This window comes from Janthinobacterium leeuwenhoeki (assembly GCF_051380795.1).
In the GTDB taxonomy this organism is placed as follows: domain Bacteria; phylum Pseudomonadota; class Gammaproteobacteria; order Burkholderiales; family Burkholderiaceae_D; genus Janthinobacterium.
Window position 1 is genome coordinate 32033 of the sequence record NZ_JBNYXT010000020.1, and the last position, 17443, is coordinate 49475.

The window sequence follows — 17443 nt, forward strand, 5'->3', positions numbered from 1 at the left end:
CAACATCATGCGCCACATCGCCGGGCGCAAAGCGCGACGCGCTGTAGGTTTGGTTGGGCGTTCTCAGGCGCGCACGGTTTCCACGCCGAGGTTGGCCAGCTGATCGGCGCGCTCGTTGCCCGGATGGCCATTGTGGCCCCGTACCCAGCGCCATTCCACTTCATGGACGGCCTGGGCCGTGTCGAGCGCTTGCCACAGGTCAACGTTTTTCACAGGCGCCTTGGCCGCCGTTTTCCAGCCGCGCGCCTTCCAGCCGTGGATCCATTCGCTGATGCCCTTCTGGACATACTGGCTATCGGTATACAGCACTACCTGGCAAGGACGTTTGAGCGCCGTCAAGGCTTCGATCACGGCCTTCAATTCCATGCGGTTATTCGTTGTATTGAGCTCCCCGCCGTAAATTTCTTTCTTGGCGCCATCGGCAACCATCAACGCACCCCAGCCGCCCGTGCCGGGATTGCCCTTGCATGCGCCATCGGCATAAATCTCAACCTTATCCATCTTGCTGTTCCCGCCTTTTATTCGTGACCGGTGCGCCTGCGGGCGCCGTCGCCGGTTTCTTGGTCCACGCCGGACCGATCAAACGCATCCCTTTGACGCGCTTGATCGCCTGCACTATATACACTGCGCCCAGATATGGCCACCAGCGCGCACCGGCCTTGTCCATGAAGGCGTTGCGGCGCAGCCATTTTTCTGTCTTGCAGGCAGGTGCGTAGCAGCCGAAATGGCTTTGACTGACGCCCATGTTCAGCAATTTTAACCAGTCTTTCATGCGCGGCATAGAGATCAGCTCGCCCGCCTGCGGCAAGTAGTGGCGGCCCGTGACTCTTCCGATACCCTGGCGCATGCCCCACAGGCTGGCCGGATTGAAGCCGCAGACGATAACGCGCCCCTCAGGGATCAGCACGCGCTCGACTTCGCGCAAGACCTGGTGCGGTTCGGCGGCAAATTCGAGTACGTGCGGCAAGACCACCAGGTCCAGGCTTTGCGAGTCGAACGGCAGCTCATCGAATGCCGACACGAGGGTCAAACGGCTTTCCTGCGGCGGACGCGACGGCAGGCGCGCATCGAGCAGCCATTTGTTCGGCATGCGGTTGGCCGCCAGCGCGTCGAGCTGAGGCAAGCCGATCTGCACTGCATTAAAACCGAAGATGTCGACGGTCAGGCTGTCGAGGCATTGCTGCTCCCAGGCGCGCACGTACAGACCGGCCGGCGTCTGCAACCAGCCGTCAAGCGCTATAATGGATTTTTCGGATGCCACACTGTCCATTCAGTTTTCTCTTTTGCTCATGACACATTCCCCTGAACACGCTTTATCGGTACTTGCCGTGCCCGCCTTTGCCGACAATTACCTGTGGCTGATCCATGACGGCCGCCACGCCGCCGTGGTCGACCCCGGCGACGCCATGGCCATCCTCGATGCGCTGCAAGCCCATCAGTTGACCTTGACCGCCATTTTACTCACGCATCACCACGCCGACCACACGGGTGGCGTGCCTGAATTGTTGCAGCATTTCGCCGTCCCCGTCTTCGGCCCACGCAATGAGGCTATCACAGCCATCACGGAAGCGCTTGCCGAAGGCGATGTCGCCTATGTACCCGAACTGGGCTTGCAGATGACCGTCATCGACGTGCCCGGCCACACCAAGGGGCATATCGCCTACGTGCGCCAGCGCGACGAACGCAGCGGCGCGCCATGGCTGTTTTCCGGCGATACCCTGTTTGCGGGCGGCTGTGGCCGCCTGTTCGAAGGCACGCCGGGCCAGATGGCCGACTCGCTGGGCAAGCTGGCCGCCCTGCCCGACGATACCGAGGTATTTTGCGCGCATGAGTACACCTTGTCCAATTTGCGCTTCGCCAACGCCGTCGAACCGGGCAATGTGGCCTTGCAGGAACGCATCGCCGTCGACACGGAAAAACGCCAGCAAGGTCTGCCCACCGTGCCGTCGACCATTGCCCTTGAAAAGGCCACGAACCCCTTCCTGCGCTACCGCGAACCGGCGATTTTGACCAGCCTGAAGGTGGAAGGCAAACTGGCCACCGATGCTTCGCCCGTGGAAGCGTTCGCCGCCTTGCGGATGTGGAAGAACAGCTTTTAAGTTTCTGTTTCTAAAAAGAAAAATCCCGGCGGTGCCATCAGGCATCGCCGGGATTTTTTATCGCTCTATTTGATCAGGATCAGATTTCTTCGTACAACGGCAAGGTCAGGAATTCGGCGAACGATTCCGACGTCGACATTTCCTCGAAAATCTGGCCAGCGCGCACATAGGTCGGGCCATTGCCGCCCGGCGCGTCGCGCTGCACCTTGGCCAACTCTTCCGGAATCATGGCGCGCACCATCTCGGCCGTCACCTTGCGGCCATCTTCCAGCACACCCTTGCTGGAACGAATCCACTGCCACACTTGCGAGCGGCTGATCTCGGCCGTGGCCGCGTCTTCCATCAGATTGTGGATAGGCACGCAACCGTTGCCAGCCAGCCAGCTGCCCAGATAATGGATGCCCACGTTGATGTTGTAGCGCAAGCCCGCTTCCGTGATCGGCGCTTCCGGCTGGAAGTTCAGCAAGTCGGACGCTTTCACGTCGATGTCGGGACGCTGTTTCTCGATCTGGTTCGGTTTGTCACCGAGCACTTTGGTAAACTCGCCCATGGCCAGCCCGACCAGGCCCGGATGAGCAACCCAGCCGCCGTCGTAGCCATCGGTGGCGTCGCGCGCCTTGTCGTTGCGCACGCCACCCATGGCGATGTCGTTCTTTTCCGGATCGTTCTTGATCGGGATCAAGGCTGCCATGCCGCCAATCGCTGGCGCACCGCGTTTGTGGCAGGTTTTCAGCAGCAGCAAGGCGTAAGCGCGCATGAACGGCGCCGTCATCGTCACTTTCGCGCGGTCGGCCAGGCAGAAATCCTTGTCCAGCTTGAATTTCTTGATGCACGAGAAGATGTAATCCCAGCGTCCCGCGTTCAGGCCCGAGCTGTGTTCTTTCAGTTCGTACAGGATTTCATCCATTTCAAAGGCAGCCAGGATGGTTTCGATCAAGACAGTCGCCTTGATCGTGCCTTGTGGCAAGCCCAATTCGTTTTGCGTCATGACAAAGATATCGTTCCACAGGCGCGCTTCCAGGTGCGATTCCATCTTCGGCAGGTAGAAATACGGACCGGCGCCGCGCGCCAGCTGTTCCTTGGCGTTATGGAACATGAACAGGGCGAAATCGAAAATGCCGCCGGAAATGCGCTTGCCGTCGACCAGCACGTGCTTTTCATCGAGGTGCCAGCCGCGCGGACGCACGACGAGTGTGGCGATCTTGTCGTTCAGCTTGTAGGACTTGCCATTTTGCTCGAGCGAAATCGTCTTGCGCACGGCGTCGAACATATTGATCTGGCCCGTCAGTTGGTTATCCCAGTTCGGCGTGTTCGAATCTTCGAAGTCCGTCATGTAGCTGTCCGCGCCGGAATTGAAAGCGTTGATGACCATCTTGCGCTCGACGGGACCGGTGATTTCCACGCGGCGGCATTCCAGCGCCTTCGGAATCGGCGCGATCTTCCAGTCGCCGTCGCGGATATGCGCCGTTTCAGGCAGAAAATCAGGACGCTCGCCCGCATCGAGGCGCTTGGCCCGCTCCACGCGCACGGCCAGCAATTGCTGGCGGCGCGGCTCGAATTCACGCGTCAGCTTGGCCACCAGCGCCAGCGCCGCCGGCGTCAAAATCTGTTCGTAGCCGGGCTGGATGTCACCCGTGATTTGCATGCCTTCTGGAATTGTGATCGTGTTCTGCGTCATGAAGTTCTCCGGTCTTTAATAAATATCAGCAAGGGTATTCTGGTGATCCAAGTATAAGCGGAACGATTGCGCGGGCAAGCTGGACAGAGGCACAAAAACACTCTGTCAGGTGGCGCGTTTGTTCTATAGTATTGCACTATAAGGCATGGAAACGAGATTAAAAATCACTTCATCTATGCGTTTTTATCACAAGTGATGGCATTGCAGGAGCACAACATGGGCCAGTTCAGACAAATATCGACCTTCGTGGAAGTCGTCGCCAGGGGCAGCCTGTCGGCCGCTGCGCGTGCGGAAGGCATCGCGCCAGCCATGATAGGCCGGCGCCTCGATGCGCTCGAGCAGCGCCTAGGCGTCAAATTACTGCAGCGCACGACGCGCAAGCTGGCCTTGACGAATGAAGGCGCCGCCTTCCTGGAAGATTGCCAGCGCATCCTGGGCGAATTGGAAGAGGCGGAAACGGCCGTGGCCGAGCGTAGCGTGAAGGCCAGCGGCCATTTGCTCATTTCCGCGCCGGCCGGCTTCGGGCGCCAGCACGTGGCGCCTTTGATCCCCTCGTTTGTCGCCGAGCACCGCGACGTGACGGTGTCGCTGAACCTGAACGACCGCCTCGTCGACCTGATCGGCGAAGGCATCGACGTGGCCATCCGCATCGCCAGCCTGTCCGATTCCTCGCTGGTGAGTACGAAACTGGCCGACAACCAGCGCGTGCTGGTCGGTTCGCCCGCCTATTTGAAACGGGCTGGCACGCCCCTTATCCCGGCCGACCTGGCGAAACACAATTGCCTGGCGATCAGCAGCGAAGGCAGCCAGCGGGGCTGGACCTTTCGCGAAAACGGCAAGAATGTGACCCTGAAAGTGTCGGGCAATATGGTCTGCAACGATGGCGAAGTGCTGCACGACTGGGCGCTGGCTGGCAAGGGCCTGGCCTGGCGCTCGATGTGGGAAGTGGGTGCCGAGATCGCCTCGGGACAACTGGTGACGGTGCTCGATCAGTTCGCCGCGCCGGGCAACGACATTTATGCCGTGTTCGCGCAGCGCCGCCATTTGCCACTGCGCATACGGGCGTTTGTGGATTTTTTAAGGCATAGCTATTCGCAACCAGATTACTGGCGTGAAAGGGCAATCTAGTCGCTGCAGACCGGACTGGAAGAACGCAAAGCATGGCAAAAGAGCCACGCAACCCGGGTAAAAGCCATGGATCACGGAAATTCAGGCGAAAAAAAATCCTCGGAGACCGAGGATTTCTTTATTTCGTTTGATCCAGCGTATTAGATTGGCTGAATGTTCGAAGCTTGCTTGCCTTTAGGGCCAGCGGTCACTTCAAAAGAAACGCGTTGGTTCTCTTGCAGGGACTTGAAGCCGTTCGACTGGATAGCCGAGAAGTGAGCGAACAGATCTTCGCCGCCTTCATCAGGGGTAATAAAGCCGAAACCCTTCGAATCATTGAACCATTTTACGATGCCAGTTGCCATTACAATTTCCTATTTCAGTTAAGTTGGGCTTGCGCCCGTTATATCGTTTGAAGCAAGAAAGAAATGACAGACTAACTGCACTACTACCTCGAATCCAACGATGCCCAATTATACCAACAAAACTGAGAAAAACCATTCTTTCGCAAAATAAACTTGCGAACACTACTTTAATAGCCAAATCCCCGTCTTGCGGCGCCCTGTACCAGCGGCATGGAGACACTATATCCTAATCTGCGACGCGGGTGCTTTGCGTTGCATCAAATGAATCATTGTAACCACATAGTGCTGTCGCTCACGCGGTGAAGTGGGGGGCGGCTGGATCGCGTCCCGCCCAGTCCACCAGCGCCACCACTTGCGCCCGCACGGCGGGCCATTCCGCCACCGCTTGCGCCGGGGCATTGAGCATGGCGCGCACCAGTTGTTCGATGCGCCGGCATTCCTGGCCCAGCGCCGCAAAGCCGAAGGTAGCGGCAGAGCCGGCCACCGCGTGCAGCGCGCGGTGCAGTTCCGTCAAGGGCTCCAGGCGGGGGCCTACGCTATCGCAGCGGCCGCTTGCCGTCGTGATCGCTTGCAACAGGGCCGGCACGCCAGCCGCATATTTTTCATTCAGGGCGCGCAGGCGCGCGCGGAAATCCGGGTCGATCAAGGTTGCCATCGCAATACTCGCCTGAACTGGCTTACTTCGTGCCGAAGATGCGGTCGCCGGCATCGCCCAGGCCTGGCACGATGTAAGCGTGGTCATCCAGGTGCGAATCGAGCGAAGCGCAGAACATCTTGACGTTCGGATGCGCTTTCTGGAACACGGTCACACCTTCCGGTGCGGCAACCAGGGCCAGGAAGATGATCTGCTCGTCCGTCACGCCGCGCTTTTTCAGCACGTCGACGGCGTACACGGCCGAATTACCGGTCGCGACCATCGGGTCGCACAAGATAAAGGTACGCTCGTTCAGGTCCGGCAGGCGCACCAGGTATTCCACGGGCATGTGGGTAGCAGGGTCGCGGTACACGCCGATGTGGCCCACGCGCGCCGATGGCACCAGGTTCAGCAAGCCATCGCTCATGCCGATGCCGGCGCGCAAGATCGGCACAATGGCCAGTTTCTTGCCCGCAATGACGGGCGCGTCGATGGTCACCAGCGGGGTCGTGATTTGGCGCGTCGTCAGCGGCAGGTCGCGCGTAATTTCATAGCCCATCAGCAAGGTAATTTCCTTGAGCAATTCGCGGAAGGTACGCGTCGACGTATCGTGCTCGCGCATGTGGCTCAGCTTGTGCTGGATCAAAGGGTGATCGGTAATGAACAAATTCGGGAAGCGTGGATCTTGTTTCATATTGTTTTTCTTTCTCTGCTATCTGGCGCGGCGGCAAGCCTGGGCCGCAGGCGCGCTGTGTATATCGATAAAATGATGGATTGCAGCATTATCCCAGCCCGCAGCCCGCCTGTGGCCGGAATTTTCGAAATAATTGCGTATCCAGGCCGAAGCAAATTCAGTACTCGCGCAGCGCGCGCGCCAGGATGGCCGCGCAATCGGTGCCGGCCGGCAAGCGGCCATACGCGCCGCCCGGCGCCTGCACCAGGCGCGATTGCAGGAACGCTTGCGCAACAAACGGCGGCGCATGGCGCAGCAGCAAAGCCGCCTGCACGGCCAGCACGATGCGTTCGGATAAGTGCCGGGCGCCAAACTCATCCGTTTGTGGCCCGTCCAGGTCGGCCAGCAGGCGCGCGCGGTAATAGACAAAGGCGGCGTCATCGTCGCCGGCCAGCGCCAGCTCGGCCGCCAGGGCGTCGCGTGTGGCCGGCGACTTGCCGAAGGCGCGCAAGACGTCGAGACACATGACGTTGCCCGAACCTTCCCAGATCGAATTGACGGGCAGCTCGCGGTACAGGCGCGCCAGCGGCGCGTCTTCCACGTAGCCGGTACCGCCCAGCACCTCCATGGCTTCCGCGCCGAAACCGGGACCGCGCTTGCAGATCCAGTACTTGCCGGCCGGCGTGAGCACGCGCGCCAGCATCGCTTGCTGCGGATCGTCCTTTGCATCGAAACAGCGGGCCAGGCGCAGCGCAAACGCGGTGGCAGCTTCCGATTCCAGCGCCAGGTCGGCCAGCACGTTTTGCATCAGCGGTTGCTCGGCCAGCGGCTTGCCGAACACGGCCCGCTGGCGCGCATGGTGCAGCGCCTGGCTCAGGGCGGCGCGCATGATGCCGGTACTGCCCAGCACGCAATCGAGGCGCGTGTGGCTGGCCATTTCCAGGATGGTGGGAATGCCGCGCCCCGGCTGTCCCACCAGCCAGCCGTAGGCATTGGTAAATTCCACTTCCGACGAAGCATTCGAGCGGTTGCCCAGCTTATCCTTCAGGCGCTGCACGCGGATGGCATTGCGACTGCCATCGGGCAGGTAGCGGGGCAAAAAGAAACAGGACAATCCGCCCTCCTGCGCCTGCGCCAGGATCAGATGGGCGTCGCACTGGGGCGCGGAGAAAAACCATTTGTGGCCGACGATGCGCCAGGCGCCGCCGGCATCGCAGCCGAACAGGGCTTGCGCCTCGGCCAGCGGCACCGGCACGGCGCGCGTGGTATTGCTGCGCACATCCGAGCCGCCCTGCTTTTCCGTCATGCCCATGCCGACCAGGGCGCCGCGCTTCTGCTCCACGGGCAAGGAGCGGGGATCGTATTCGCGAGACAGTATCTTCGGCAGCCAGCGCTGTGCGATGTGCGGCAGATCCAGCGCCTGGCGCAAGGCTGGCACCGAGGCATACGTCATCGTCACGGGACACTGCGTGCCGTTTTCCACCTGCCCCACTAATAGATAGGCAGCCGCGCGCGCCACCTGGGCGCCGGGACCGGGCGTGGCCCAAGGCGAAGCGTGCGCGCCCGCGCCCACAAGGATGGCCATCAGCTCATGCCAGGCCGGATGGAACAGCACTTCGTCGATGCGCCGCCCGGCACGGTCGAATTGCTGCAGTTCGGGCGTGTGGATATTGGCCAGGCGTGCCAGCGCGTAGGTCTCGGCGCGGCCCAGCTTTTCGCCCAGCGCGTCGAGCTCCTGCAACGCCGCACCGCCGCCCTCGCGCAGCAGCGCCTCGATCAGCGCCGGATCGCAGGCGAACAGATTGACATTTTCAAAAGGCGTGGCCTGGTTGAAAACTTCATGCGTGTCAAAGGCATTCATGGGAGTCTCCCGCGATTTGTTATCATGGCGCCCTTGCCGTCGCTGGCGCACCGGCAACACCGTCTGCCAGCCAGACTAGCGCAAAGCGCGTGGCGGGGCAAGCGCACCAGTGGAAGCAAGCGCAGATAAATATTTCCATGTGGAATGAAAACGCCTGCGCGCGTCGCGCGACATGATTTTTTCATGGGAAGGCAGGAATATTTACAAAACCTGAAGCAATGTTGCTCTATTTCATGTAATCGGGTGCTTTTCAATGATACATTTCGTGTGGATCGCGTTCCGATAGCCGCCCTTTCGGCCACTCTGGCACGCCTCACGCACGATGCATTCTTTCCGTTGGCGCCCTGCCCTGCAGCGAGCGCCGGCACTGATAACAAAAAGGTAAAAGCCAGCACGATGTTTTCCAGTACCCCATCCGCCGCCCACCGCGAGCCTCGCCACGAGTTGGACAACCTCATGGAAGAGGCCGGCGACGTCGTGTTCCGGCTCGATACGGACGGCCTGATCCTGTTCGCCAGCAAGCGCGCGGCCACCCTGTTCGGCGCGACCTCGGGCCTGTCCGGCCATTTGCTGCTGCCGCTGGCCACCGAAGCATCGCGCGCGGCCCTGCAAGCGGCGCTGGAAGACGCGCTGGAAGAACCGGGCCGCCTGGAAGTGCGCCTGCAAACGCCGGACCAGGAAATCTGGTTCGAACTGCGCCTGTCTTCTTATATGAACGGGGACGGCAGCGCCGAATTGCTGGTGGTCGGACGCGACACGTCGGCCCAGCACAATACGGAAGAACGCTTGCGCCACATGGCCACGCACGATGCGCTCACGGGCTTGCCGAACCGCTTGCTGCTGTCGGACCGCATCCGCATGGTGATCGCCCAGGCGGCACGTTCGGGCCAGGGGTTTTCGGTCGCCACCATCGGCCTCGATGGCTTTAAAAAGGTCAACGATGGCCTGGGCCATCCCGTCGGCGACGCCGTGCTGCGCCTGGCCGCCGCGCGATTGCGCAAGACCCTGCGCGACAGCGACACCCTGGCGCGCGTGGGCGGCGATGAATTCGTCGCCGTGCTGCCCGGCAGCGCCACGGACGCGCAAATCAAGCTGGTGACGGGCCGCCTGCTGGCCACCCTGCAGGCGCCGTTCGAAGTCGATGGCCACACGATCTACGTGGGCGCGTCCGTCGGCGTGGCCATCTATCCGCTACACGCGGAAGATGAGGTGCGCCTGGTGGCGCTGGCCGATGCAGCCATGTCGCGCGCCAAGGAAACGGGCAAGGCCCGCTGCCTGGTCTACAGCCCGCGCCTGAATGGCCCGTCGGAACACGATATTTCGCTGGAAGCGGCCATGTTCCACGCCGTGCGCGAAGGCGAGTTTTTACTCTTTTACCAGCCCATCGTCGATGCGCACACGCGGCAAATCCAGGGTTTCGAAACCCTGATGCGCTGGAAGCACCCGACCCTGGGCCTGGTGCCGCCCGTGCGCTTCATCCCGATTGCCGAAGCCAATGGCCTGATCAATCTGCTGGGCGCCTGGGCGCTGAAGGCGGCCTGCGTGCAGCTCAAGCAGTTCCAGGAAGTGGCCAAGCGGCCGCTGTACATCTCCGTCAACATCAGCCCGCGCCAGTTCCGCAACGACAAATTCCTCGACGTGCTCGATGACGCCATCGCGTTTTCCGGGCTCTCCGGCGAACACCTGGTGCTGGAAATCACGGAAGGCACCCTGATGATCGACCCCGTGCATGCGGAAACCATCCTCGTCAAGATGACGGAGCGCCGCGCGCGCATCGCCATCGACGATTTCGGCACCGGTTATTCCTCGCTCGCATATCTGAAGCGCTTCCCCATTTCCGTGCTGAAGATCGACCGCACCTTCATCAAAGACTTGCCCGAATCGAGCAAGGATGCCGCCATCTGCAACACGATTCTCGACCTGGCCAAGCATTTGAACCTGTCCGTGGTGGCCGAGGGCGTGGAAACCGAGGAGCAGATGCATTTCATGGAGTCGCGCGGCTGCCAGTATGTGCAAGGCTACCTGACGGGCAAACCGATGCCGGCCCATGCCGCGCTATCGGCCTTGAGCGACAAAACCTATGCGGCGCTGGTGCCTGCGCCATCTGCCAATGATCCGCGCGGAGGGGTGCAATGAATCCAGGTCATTTCACGGCGCCGACACAGCTCGGCAAAAACACCCTGGACCTGCTGTGGGCGCGCACGCGCCAGCAGGGCGACATGCCAGGCTTCGCGAAAGCCATCAGCGCCATCCTGGGCGCCATGCGCGGCGAAGATGACCACGAATTCGACATCACGCAAACGGTGTTGTCCGACCCTGTCCTCACGCACAAGGTGCTGCGGCTGGCCAACAGCGGCATGTATTCGGCCTTCGGCCAGCGCGTCAACACGGTCTCGAAGGCCGTGCTGGTGCTGGGCATCGACGCCATCGGCCACCTGGCGCTGGGCCTGAAACTGATCGAGGAGCTGTCGCAGGCGTCGCCGGACTCCGTCAGCGCCCACGTGGAAATGGAAAAGGCCGTGCTGGCCGGGATGGTGGCGCAGCAGGTGGCCACCAGCGCCGGCAGCCTGCAGGCGGAGCAGGCTGTCGTCTGCTCGATGCTGCACACCCTGGGCCGCATGATGGTGACGTTCTACATGACGGACTTCTGGGCACGCATGCAGGCGCATGCCGGTCCCGGCAACGAGGCGGCCGCCGCGCGCGAAATCCTCGGCCTGTCGCTGCCGGAAGTGGGCTATGCGACAGCCGCCCACTGGGGCTTGCCGCAGCACCTGATCAACGGCATGCGCCCCATGGATCCGTCGCCGGACAATTTGCCCGTCAGCGGCGCCGACTGGATGGCGGGACTGTCGACCATGGCGGCGCGCTGCGCCGATTCGCTGTGGCATGACGATGCGGCCGGAGCGGCGCAGGTGCACGCGCTGCTCGACGACTATGCGGGCACCCTGGGCGTCACCGCGGCCGACCTGGTAGTGGCGGTGGACAAGGCCAAGGCGATGGCGGCGGCCGACCTGTCGATCGCGCCCCTGTCGAAACCGGCCGAACGGCGCGCGCGCCAGCTGGCGTCGACGCGCATGCGCGCCGAAGGCAACCGCGTGCTGATCGGTGGCCTGGCCGAGCTGCGCGGCGCCATCGGCAGCGCCAGCCCGGGCCAAATGGTCTCGATGGCGCTCGAAACGCTGCACCAGGGCTTCGATTTTTCGCGCTCGGTGGCGTTCGTGCGCAACCACCGGGATCATTTGTATTCGGCGCGCATCAGCATGGGCGAAGGCATGGCCGACCTGCAGGACCTGATGGTGTTTGGCGACGCGTATGAGCCGAACGTGTTCCACGCGGCCCTCAACAGCGACCGCGTGATCTTCATCGACAATGCGCGCGACCCGAAATTTGCCGCCAAGCTGCCGCAATGGTGGAAAGCCACCCTGTCGGAGGCGCGCAGCTTCGTCGTGTTGCCCCTGTCGGCCAACGGCCACCCCACGGGATTTTTATACGGCGACTGGGACGACAGCTTCCCGCCGATCCAGCTGAACCAGACGGAATTTAACCTGATCAACGATATCCGGGCGTTATTGGTGCAGTCGGTGGAGATGCGCCATCAATTGGAATTGGTGGCGAACAAGGTGGCGTGACAGGAAGCGCCGACAATGGTGTCGGATTACGCGCAAGCGCTAATCCGACCTACATGGCATCGGTCGTAGGTCGGATTAGGGCCGCAGGCCCGTAATCCGACAAGATTCAGCTTACTTCAACTTCGGCGTACTCACGCTGACATCGCCGCATTGCGCGCGGTGCATCAGGGCGTGGTCGATCAGTACCAGCGCCAGCATGGCTTCGGCGATCGGCGTGGCGCGGATGCCCACGCACGGATCGTGGCGGCCGAACGTTTCCACCATCACGGGATTGCCCTCTTTATCGATCGAGCGGCGCGGCGTGCGGATCGACGAAGTCGGCTTGATGGCGATTGAGACACTGATATCCTGCCCCGTCGAGATGCCACCGAGTACGCCGCCGGCGTTATTGCCGATAAAACCTTCCGGCGTCAGTTCGTCGCCGTGCTGGGAACCCTTTTGCGCCACCGAATCGAAACCGGCGCCGATTTCCACACCCTTGACGGCATTGATGCCCATCATGGCGTAGGCGATGTCGGCGTCGAGCTTGTCATAGATGGGCTGGCCCAGGCCGACTGGCACGTTTTGCGCAATGACGTCGATGCGCGCGCCGATGGAATCGCCATCGCGGCGCAATTGATCCATGGCCGCTTCCATGCGCGCGATCAGGTCCGCGTCGCCACTGGCGGCAAAGAACGGATTCGCATGCACGTGTTCCCACGACTGGAACGGCACGGCAATGTCGCCCAGCTGGCTCATGCAGCCCTTGAAGGTGGTGCCGTATTGCTGCAGCAGCCATTTCTTGGCGATGGCCGCCGCACCCACCACCGGCGCCGTCAGGCGCGCCGAGGAACGCCCGCCGCCGCGCGGATCGCGCACGCCGTATTTATGCCAGTAGGTGTAGTCGGCGTGGCCGGGACGGAAGCTTTCCGCGATATTGCCGTAATCCTTGCTGCGCTGGTCTTCATTGCGGATCAGCAGCGCGATGGGCGTACCCGTCGTCACGCCCTGGTACACGCCGGAGAGAATCTCGACCGTATCGGATTCCTGGCGCTGCGTCACGTGGCGCGAAGTGCCCGGCTTGCGGCGGTCCAGCTCGGGCTGGATATCGGCTTCCGACAGGATCAATCCTGGAGGACAGCCATCGATCACGCAGCCGATGGCCGCACCATGCGATTCGCCGAAAGTGGTAACAGTAAACAGCTTGCCAAAAGAATTGCCGGACATAGTAGGAGGTGTGAAGACTGGAAAACTCAATTCTACCAGCCTGCGGGGCATGCCATGCCGCTAATGCCGCGACCAGCCCCGATATTGCCCCACCCTTCTCGCCATTTTAAAATCCCGCGTGTTTTTTCATCTACAAAATACCAAATAAGAGTTGCAATCGTGCAATACAAGAAATATTGCTCTGCAGAATAGGCTTAAAAAAACATTTTGCTTATTAAATAGCTATATACTTGAATCAAAGCGCGCCACACAATGCAGGTTCAAGGCTGCGCCGAGAGTACGTCACAAATGCCCAGGGCTAGGCGTCGTTGCCGAAGACAGTACGCAAGTACAAGTACGGTAAGGGCAACGCAACAACGCCATGGGCTTTTGCGACGCGCTCGTAAAAAATATCGAGTCATCCTGGAGAAGCTATACATGCCCGCACCGATCATCCCCCTTGACGCCAACAAGGACGATCACGACGACCTGGTATTCCTCGATGAGCAACCAGCGCCGCCGCTGGCCGTCGCACCGCGCAGCGTCTGGCGGGTGATGATCATCGACGACGATGAAGACGTCCACTCCACCACCACTTTCGCCCTGGGCAATCTGGAAATGCAGCACCGCCCGCTGGAATTCGTGCATGCGTATTCGGCCGGCCAGGCGCGCGAACTGCTCAAGCAGGAAGACGACATCGCCGTCATCCTGCTCGACGTGGTGATGGAACAGGATGACGCGGGCCTGCACCTGGTGCGCTACATCCGCGAAACCCTGAAAATGACGGATGTGCGCATCATCCTGCGCACGGGCCAGCCTGGCTATGCGCCGGAAATCGACGCCATCCGCGATTTCGATATCAACGACTACAAGACCAAATCCGAACTGACGCGCATCAAGCTGTTTACCACGGTGACGGCGGCCATCCGCTCGTACGAGCAAATCCGTTCAATCAGCACCAGCCGGCGCGGCCTGGATCGTATCGTCCACGCCAGCACGCAGTTGATGGCGCTGCACGGTGTGCAGAATTTCTCGGCCGGCGTGCTGGCGCAGATCGCCGACCTGCTGGGCATCCGCGCCGACGGCGTGCTGTGCGTGCAGGACTTGCAAGACAACGGCTCCCGCGAACTGCTCGTCTCGGCCTGCACGGGCAGCTTTTCCGGCTTGCCGCACAGCGCCCTGTGCGGCCTGCAAAACCCCCGCGTGATGGCCGCCATCGAGCACACCCTGGCGCAGCGGCGCAATGTGTACGCGCACGACTACGCCACCCTGTACTTCGCGGGCAAGGCCAGCCGCGACGCGGCCGCCTACCTGATGCTGCCGCGCCCCCTCTCGGCCATCGATGAGAGCCTGCTGGAAGTCTTTTGCAGCAATGTCGCCGTGGGCCTGGACAACGTCGAGCTGGTATCGCACCTGCACAATGCCGCCTTCTACGATCAGTTGTCAAAGCTGCCGAACCGCACGCGCCTGGTGGAAATCCTCGACGCCACGCTGGCCGGCCCGGCGCGCGACGACGCCACCCTGTCGCTGGTCGACCTCGACCATTTTGCCGAGACCAACGACGCGCTGGGGCACCAGTTCGGCGACACCCTGCTGATCGCCGTGGCGGGCCGCCTGCAAACCCAGCTGGGTCCCCAGCTGACGGTGGCGCGCCTGGGCGGCGACATCTTTTGCGTGCTGGGCGATTCCTCGCAAGTCAACCCAAGCAAGATCCTGGCCCTGTTCCAGGTGCCGTTCTGTATCGATGGCCAGGATGTGCAACTGTCCGCCACCCTCGGCCTGGTGCGGCTGGGCGAACATGCGGGCACGGGCGCCGATGCGCTGAAAGACGCCGATATCGCCCTGAAACGGGCGAAAAGCCAGCAGCGCGCCGGCCACTTCTATTTCTCGCGCAGCATGGGCATCGAAATCCGCGAGCGGGTACGCATGATGCACGCGCTGCGCACGGCCTTCAGCCAGGACCAGCTGTTTGTCGTCTACCAGCCGCAGATCGACCTGACCACGCGCCGCCCTGTCGGCGCCGAAGCGCTGCTGCGCTGGCAGACGCCGGATGGCAAGTTCATCTCGCCCGACCGCTTCATCCCGATTGCCGAGTATTCGGGCATCATTATCGACCTCGGTGAATGGGTGCTGCGCACGGCTTGCCGCGAACTGGTGCTGCTGCGCGAGCAGGGCCACCGCAATTTCGTCATGTCCGTCAACGTGTCGCAAGTGCAGTTCCGCCACCCGCTGTTCCTGGAAATGCTGCGCGCGGCGCTGGAAGAGACGCAGGCGCCGCCCGAATTCATCGAGCTGGAAATCACGGAATCGATGGCCATGGAAGAGCCGGACCTGCTGATCAAGATGTTATGGCAGATCAAGCAGACGGGCGTGAGCATCGCCATCGACGACTTCGGCACGGGCTTCTCGTCGCTGTCCTACCTGCAGCGCCTGCAAGTCGACCGCCTGAAAATCGACCGCGCCTTCGTCACCGAGATCACGGGTTCCGCACGCGGCAGCAGCATCGCCGAAATGGTCATCCAGCTGGGCCGCAACCTGGGCTTGGCCGTGATCGCCGAAGGCGTGGAAGACGAGCGGCAGGCGCAAATACTGCAAGCGCTGGGCTGCCCGATGGCGCAAGGTTTTTTGTTCGCCCGCCCCATGACGGCCACGGCACTGGGCACCTGGCTGAACAACGAGGCGCTGCAGGGGGCGGCGTAGGCGCCTCCTTGCATTGAATGTAAAACGCCGGCAGTTGCCGGCGTTGTTTTTACTGCATCAGCGAAGCTTAGTCGGTGGTTTCGGCCGGCCAGTCGCGGATATACGCCTTGAGCATCTGGTTTTCAAAGCTTTGCGCTTCCAGCACGGCGCGCGCCACGTCGTAGAAGGAGATGACGCCCAGCAAGGTCTTGGCGTTCATGACGGGCAGGTAGCGCGCGTGCTTTTCCAGCATGATGCGGCGCACTTCATTGACTTCCGTGTCCGGGGTCACGGTGATCGGATGGTCATCCATGTGCTTGCGCACGGTGCCGCCGCCGATCTGGCCCGCGTTTTCATGCAGCGCGTTGAGCACTTCGCGAAAGGTCAGCATGCCGACCAGGTCGCCAAATTCCATGACCACCAGCGAACCGATGTCTTTTTCAGCCATGGTATTGGCCGCGTCAAGCAGGGGCTGGTCTGGCGTGACCGTGTAGAGGATATTGCCCTTGACTTGGAGAATTTCAGATACTTTCATATTGGCCGTCCTGTCCGCGTGATTGGTATTTTAGTTATTCTAGCCCTTACTGCGACTGTAGCCTATGCCTGCGGAAAAATCCAGCCTTGCGCGCAATCAAATCGGGGGGGATTGTCGGGCAAGAAAAACGTAGCGAGCGGATGCGCGGCGCGGCCGAGAAGCGCAGCGGTACGCGAGTACCGTGAGCATCGCCGGCCGTGCCCCGCGACGCGCAGTAGTTTTTCTCACGCTCTGCGGCGGAACCAGCCGGCGATGGATAGGCGTTCACGCGCCGTCGGCAGCACTTCGTGCAGCATCTCGCCGGACATGAACATCGCCATGCGGCCCGCTTGCGGCGCGATATCGACATGCTCGCCCTCCTGCGGGTGCAAACGCAGCGCGCCGCCGTGTGCGGGCAGCCAGTCATCGTTCAAGTACAGCACGACGGACACGGTGCGTTTGTCGTCGTCGCGGAATCGGTCCAGATGGGCCCGGTAAAAGGCGTCCGGCGCGTACAGGGCAAAATGGCTTTCGTACTCTTCCAGCCCCAGAAACAACTCGCGGTTGAGCATAAGGCGCAGCGCTTCCATATGCTCCAGGTAACGGTCACAGGCGCTTGAGCGGCCCGTATCCAGCCATTCGATATGGTCGCCGCGGATGTCCGGCTGCAGCAGGGGCGCATGGCCGCTGCCCACGCCAGCGCCTTTCATCTTGCCGCTGAGCATGGATTGCACGCATTCGGCGGCCAGCTCACGGCTCAGTTCAGGGGAGATAAAATGCTCTTGCATCAGCCAGCCTGCGCGGCACAGGCCGTCAACGATAGACGGTCCGGGCACGGCAAGGGCGCCGTCGAACGATATTGCGGGCATAGAATCTTTCCTGGTGGACATACATGAGAGTGCGCCTGAAGCCCAGGATTTCGTTCGTTTGCAGCAGCTTCCTGGCGGTGCGGCGCACGCGCGAAGGTCGAACAGCCCGAATATCACTGACCCCGCATCCTAACACCGCCACGGGGAGCC

The 17443-nt window shown here is 61.6% G+C and carries 15 protein-coding genes; 5 read left to right on the forward strand and 10 right to left on the reverse strand.

Going from position 1 to position 17443, the window contains the following annotated elements; translation table 11 throughout:
* Positions 1 to 63 precede the first annotated feature (63 nt).
* Both rnhA and ACQ4WS_RS16205 read right to left on the reverse strand, forming a co-directional pair.
* Complete coding sequence (rnhA, locus tag ACQ4WS_RS16200; protein WP_034784447.1) at positions 64 to 501, reverse strand: ribonuclease HI; 438 nt, start codon at positions 499 to 501, stop codon at positions 64 to 66.
* Positions 494 to 1270, reverse strand: coding sequence for a class I SAM-dependent methyltransferase (locus ACQ4WS_RS16205; RefSeq protein WP_436477866.1), 777 nt, complete (start codon positions 1268 to 1270; stop codon positions 494 to 496). The genes rnhA and ACQ4WS_RS16205 overlap by 8 nt, the downstream gene beginning before the upstream one ends.
* Before the next feature lie 19 nt (positions 1271 to 1289).
* Between ACQ4WS_RS16205 and gloB the strand changes: the two genes are divergently transcribed.
* Positions 1290 to 2099, forward strand: a complete 810-nt coding sequence (gene gloB / locus ACQ4WS_RS16210; RefSeq protein ID WP_436477868.1) for a hydroxyacylglutathione hydrolase — start codon at positions 1290 to 1292, stop codon at positions 2097 to 2099.
* A gap of 79 nt (positions 2100 to 2178) precedes the next feature.
* On the opposite strand, the gene aceB is transcribed toward gloB, so the two are convergent.
* Positions 2179 to 3777, reverse strand: a complete 1599-nt coding sequence (gene aceB, locus ACQ4WS_RS16215) for a malate synthase A (protein ID WP_436477870.1) — start codon at positions 3775 to 3777, stop codon at positions 2179 to 2181.
* A gap of 216 nt (positions 3778 to 3993) precedes the next feature.
* Between aceB and ACQ4WS_RS16220 the strand changes: the two genes are divergently transcribed.
* Positions 3994 to 4905, forward strand: coding sequence for a LysR family transcriptional regulator (locus ACQ4WS_RS16220; protein ID WP_436477872.1), 912 nt, complete (start codon positions 3994 to 3996; stop codon positions 4903 to 4905).
* A 140-nt stretch (positions 4906 to 5045) separates the two neighbouring features.
* On the opposite strand, the gene ACQ4WS_RS16225 is transcribed toward ACQ4WS_RS16220, so the two are convergent.
* The 4 genes from ACQ4WS_RS16225 to ACQ4WS_RS16240 all read right to left on the reverse strand — a co-directional run bounded on the left by ACQ4WS_RS16225 (position 5046) and on the right by ACQ4WS_RS16240 (position 8417).
* Positions 5046 to 5249, reverse strand: coding sequence for a cold-shock protein (locus tag ACQ4WS_RS16225; protein WP_010398811.1), 204 nt, complete (start codon positions 5247 to 5249; stop codon positions 5046 to 5048).
* 292 nt (positions 5250 to 5541) lie between these two features.
* Positions 5542 to 5904 carry an Hpt domain-containing protein gene (locus ACQ4WS_RS16230; RefSeq protein ID WP_436477875.1) on the reverse strand — a complete coding sequence of 121 codons (363 nt, stop codon included), beginning with the start codon at positions 5902 to 5904 and terminating at the stop codon, positions 5542 to 5544.
* Positions 5905 to 5926: 22 nt separating this feature from the next.
* Positions 5927 to 6577, reverse strand: coding sequence for a uracil phosphoribosyltransferase (gene upp / locus ACQ4WS_RS16235; protein WP_436477877.1), 651 nt, complete (start codon positions 6575 to 6577; stop codon positions 5927 to 5929).
* Between the two features lie 157 nt (positions 6578 to 6734).
* Positions 6735 to 8417 carry an isovaleryl-CoA dehydrogenase gene (locus ACQ4WS_RS16240; RefSeq protein ID WP_436477879.1) on the reverse strand — a complete coding sequence of 561 codons (1683 nt, stop codon included), beginning with the start codon at positions 8415 to 8417 and terminating at the stop codon, positions 6735 to 6737.
* A 456-nt stretch (positions 8418 to 8873) separates the two neighbouring features.
* Between ACQ4WS_RS16240 and ACQ4WS_RS16245 the strand changes: the two genes are divergently transcribed.
* Together ACQ4WS_RS16245 and ACQ4WS_RS16250 are read left to right on the forward strand one after the other, a co-directional pair.
* Positions 8874 to 10553 (forward strand): putative bifunctional diguanylate cyclase/phosphodiesterase, encoded by a 1680-nt coding sequence (locus tag ACQ4WS_RS16245; RefSeq protein WP_436477881.1) that lies wholly within the window; start codon positions 8874 to 8876, stop codon positions 10551 to 10553.
* A complete protein-coding gene (locus tag ACQ4WS_RS16250) occupies positions 10550 to 12046 on the forward strand; it encodes an HDOD domain-containing protein (protein ID WP_436477883.1) in 1497 nt (498 codons plus the stop codon). Before ACQ4WS_RS16245 ends, ACQ4WS_RS16250 begins: the two co-directional genes overlap by 4 nt.
* Positions 12047 to 12157: 111 nt before the next feature.
* Here the strand turns inward: ACQ4WS_RS16250 and aroC are convergent, their stop codons facing one another.
* Positions 12158 to 13252: a chorismate synthase gene (gene aroC, locus ACQ4WS_RS16255; protein WP_436477885.1), complete on the reverse strand. Its 1095-nt coding sequence runs from the start codon at positions 13250 to 13252 to the stop codon at positions 12158 to 12160.
* 417 nt (positions 13253 to 13669) lie between these two features.
* On the opposite strand from aroC, the gene ACQ4WS_RS16260 reads away from it, so the two are divergent.
* Positions 13670 to 15931, forward strand: a complete 2262-nt coding sequence (locus ACQ4WS_RS16260; protein WP_436477887.1) for a putative bifunctional diguanylate cyclase/phosphodiesterase — start codon at positions 13670 to 13672, stop codon at positions 15929 to 15931.
* Positions 15932 to 15998: 67 nt separating this feature from the next.
* Here the strand turns inward: ACQ4WS_RS16260 and ACQ4WS_RS16265 are convergent, their stop codons facing one another.
* Positions 15999 to 16445 (reverse strand): CBS domain-containing protein, encoded by a 447-nt coding sequence (locus ACQ4WS_RS16265; RefSeq protein WP_010398828.1) that lies wholly within the window; start codon positions 16443 to 16445, stop codon positions 15999 to 16001.
* 224 nt (positions 16446 to 16669) lie between these two features.
* The gene (locus ACQ4WS_RS16270; protein WP_436477889.1) at positions 16670 to 17293 is read right to left on the reverse strand and encodes a 2OG-Fe(II) oxygenase; all 624 of its coding nucleotides are present in this window, start codon (positions 17291 to 17293) and stop codon (positions 16670 to 16672) included.
* Between the last annotated feature and the right edge of the window lie 150 nt (positions 17294 to 17443).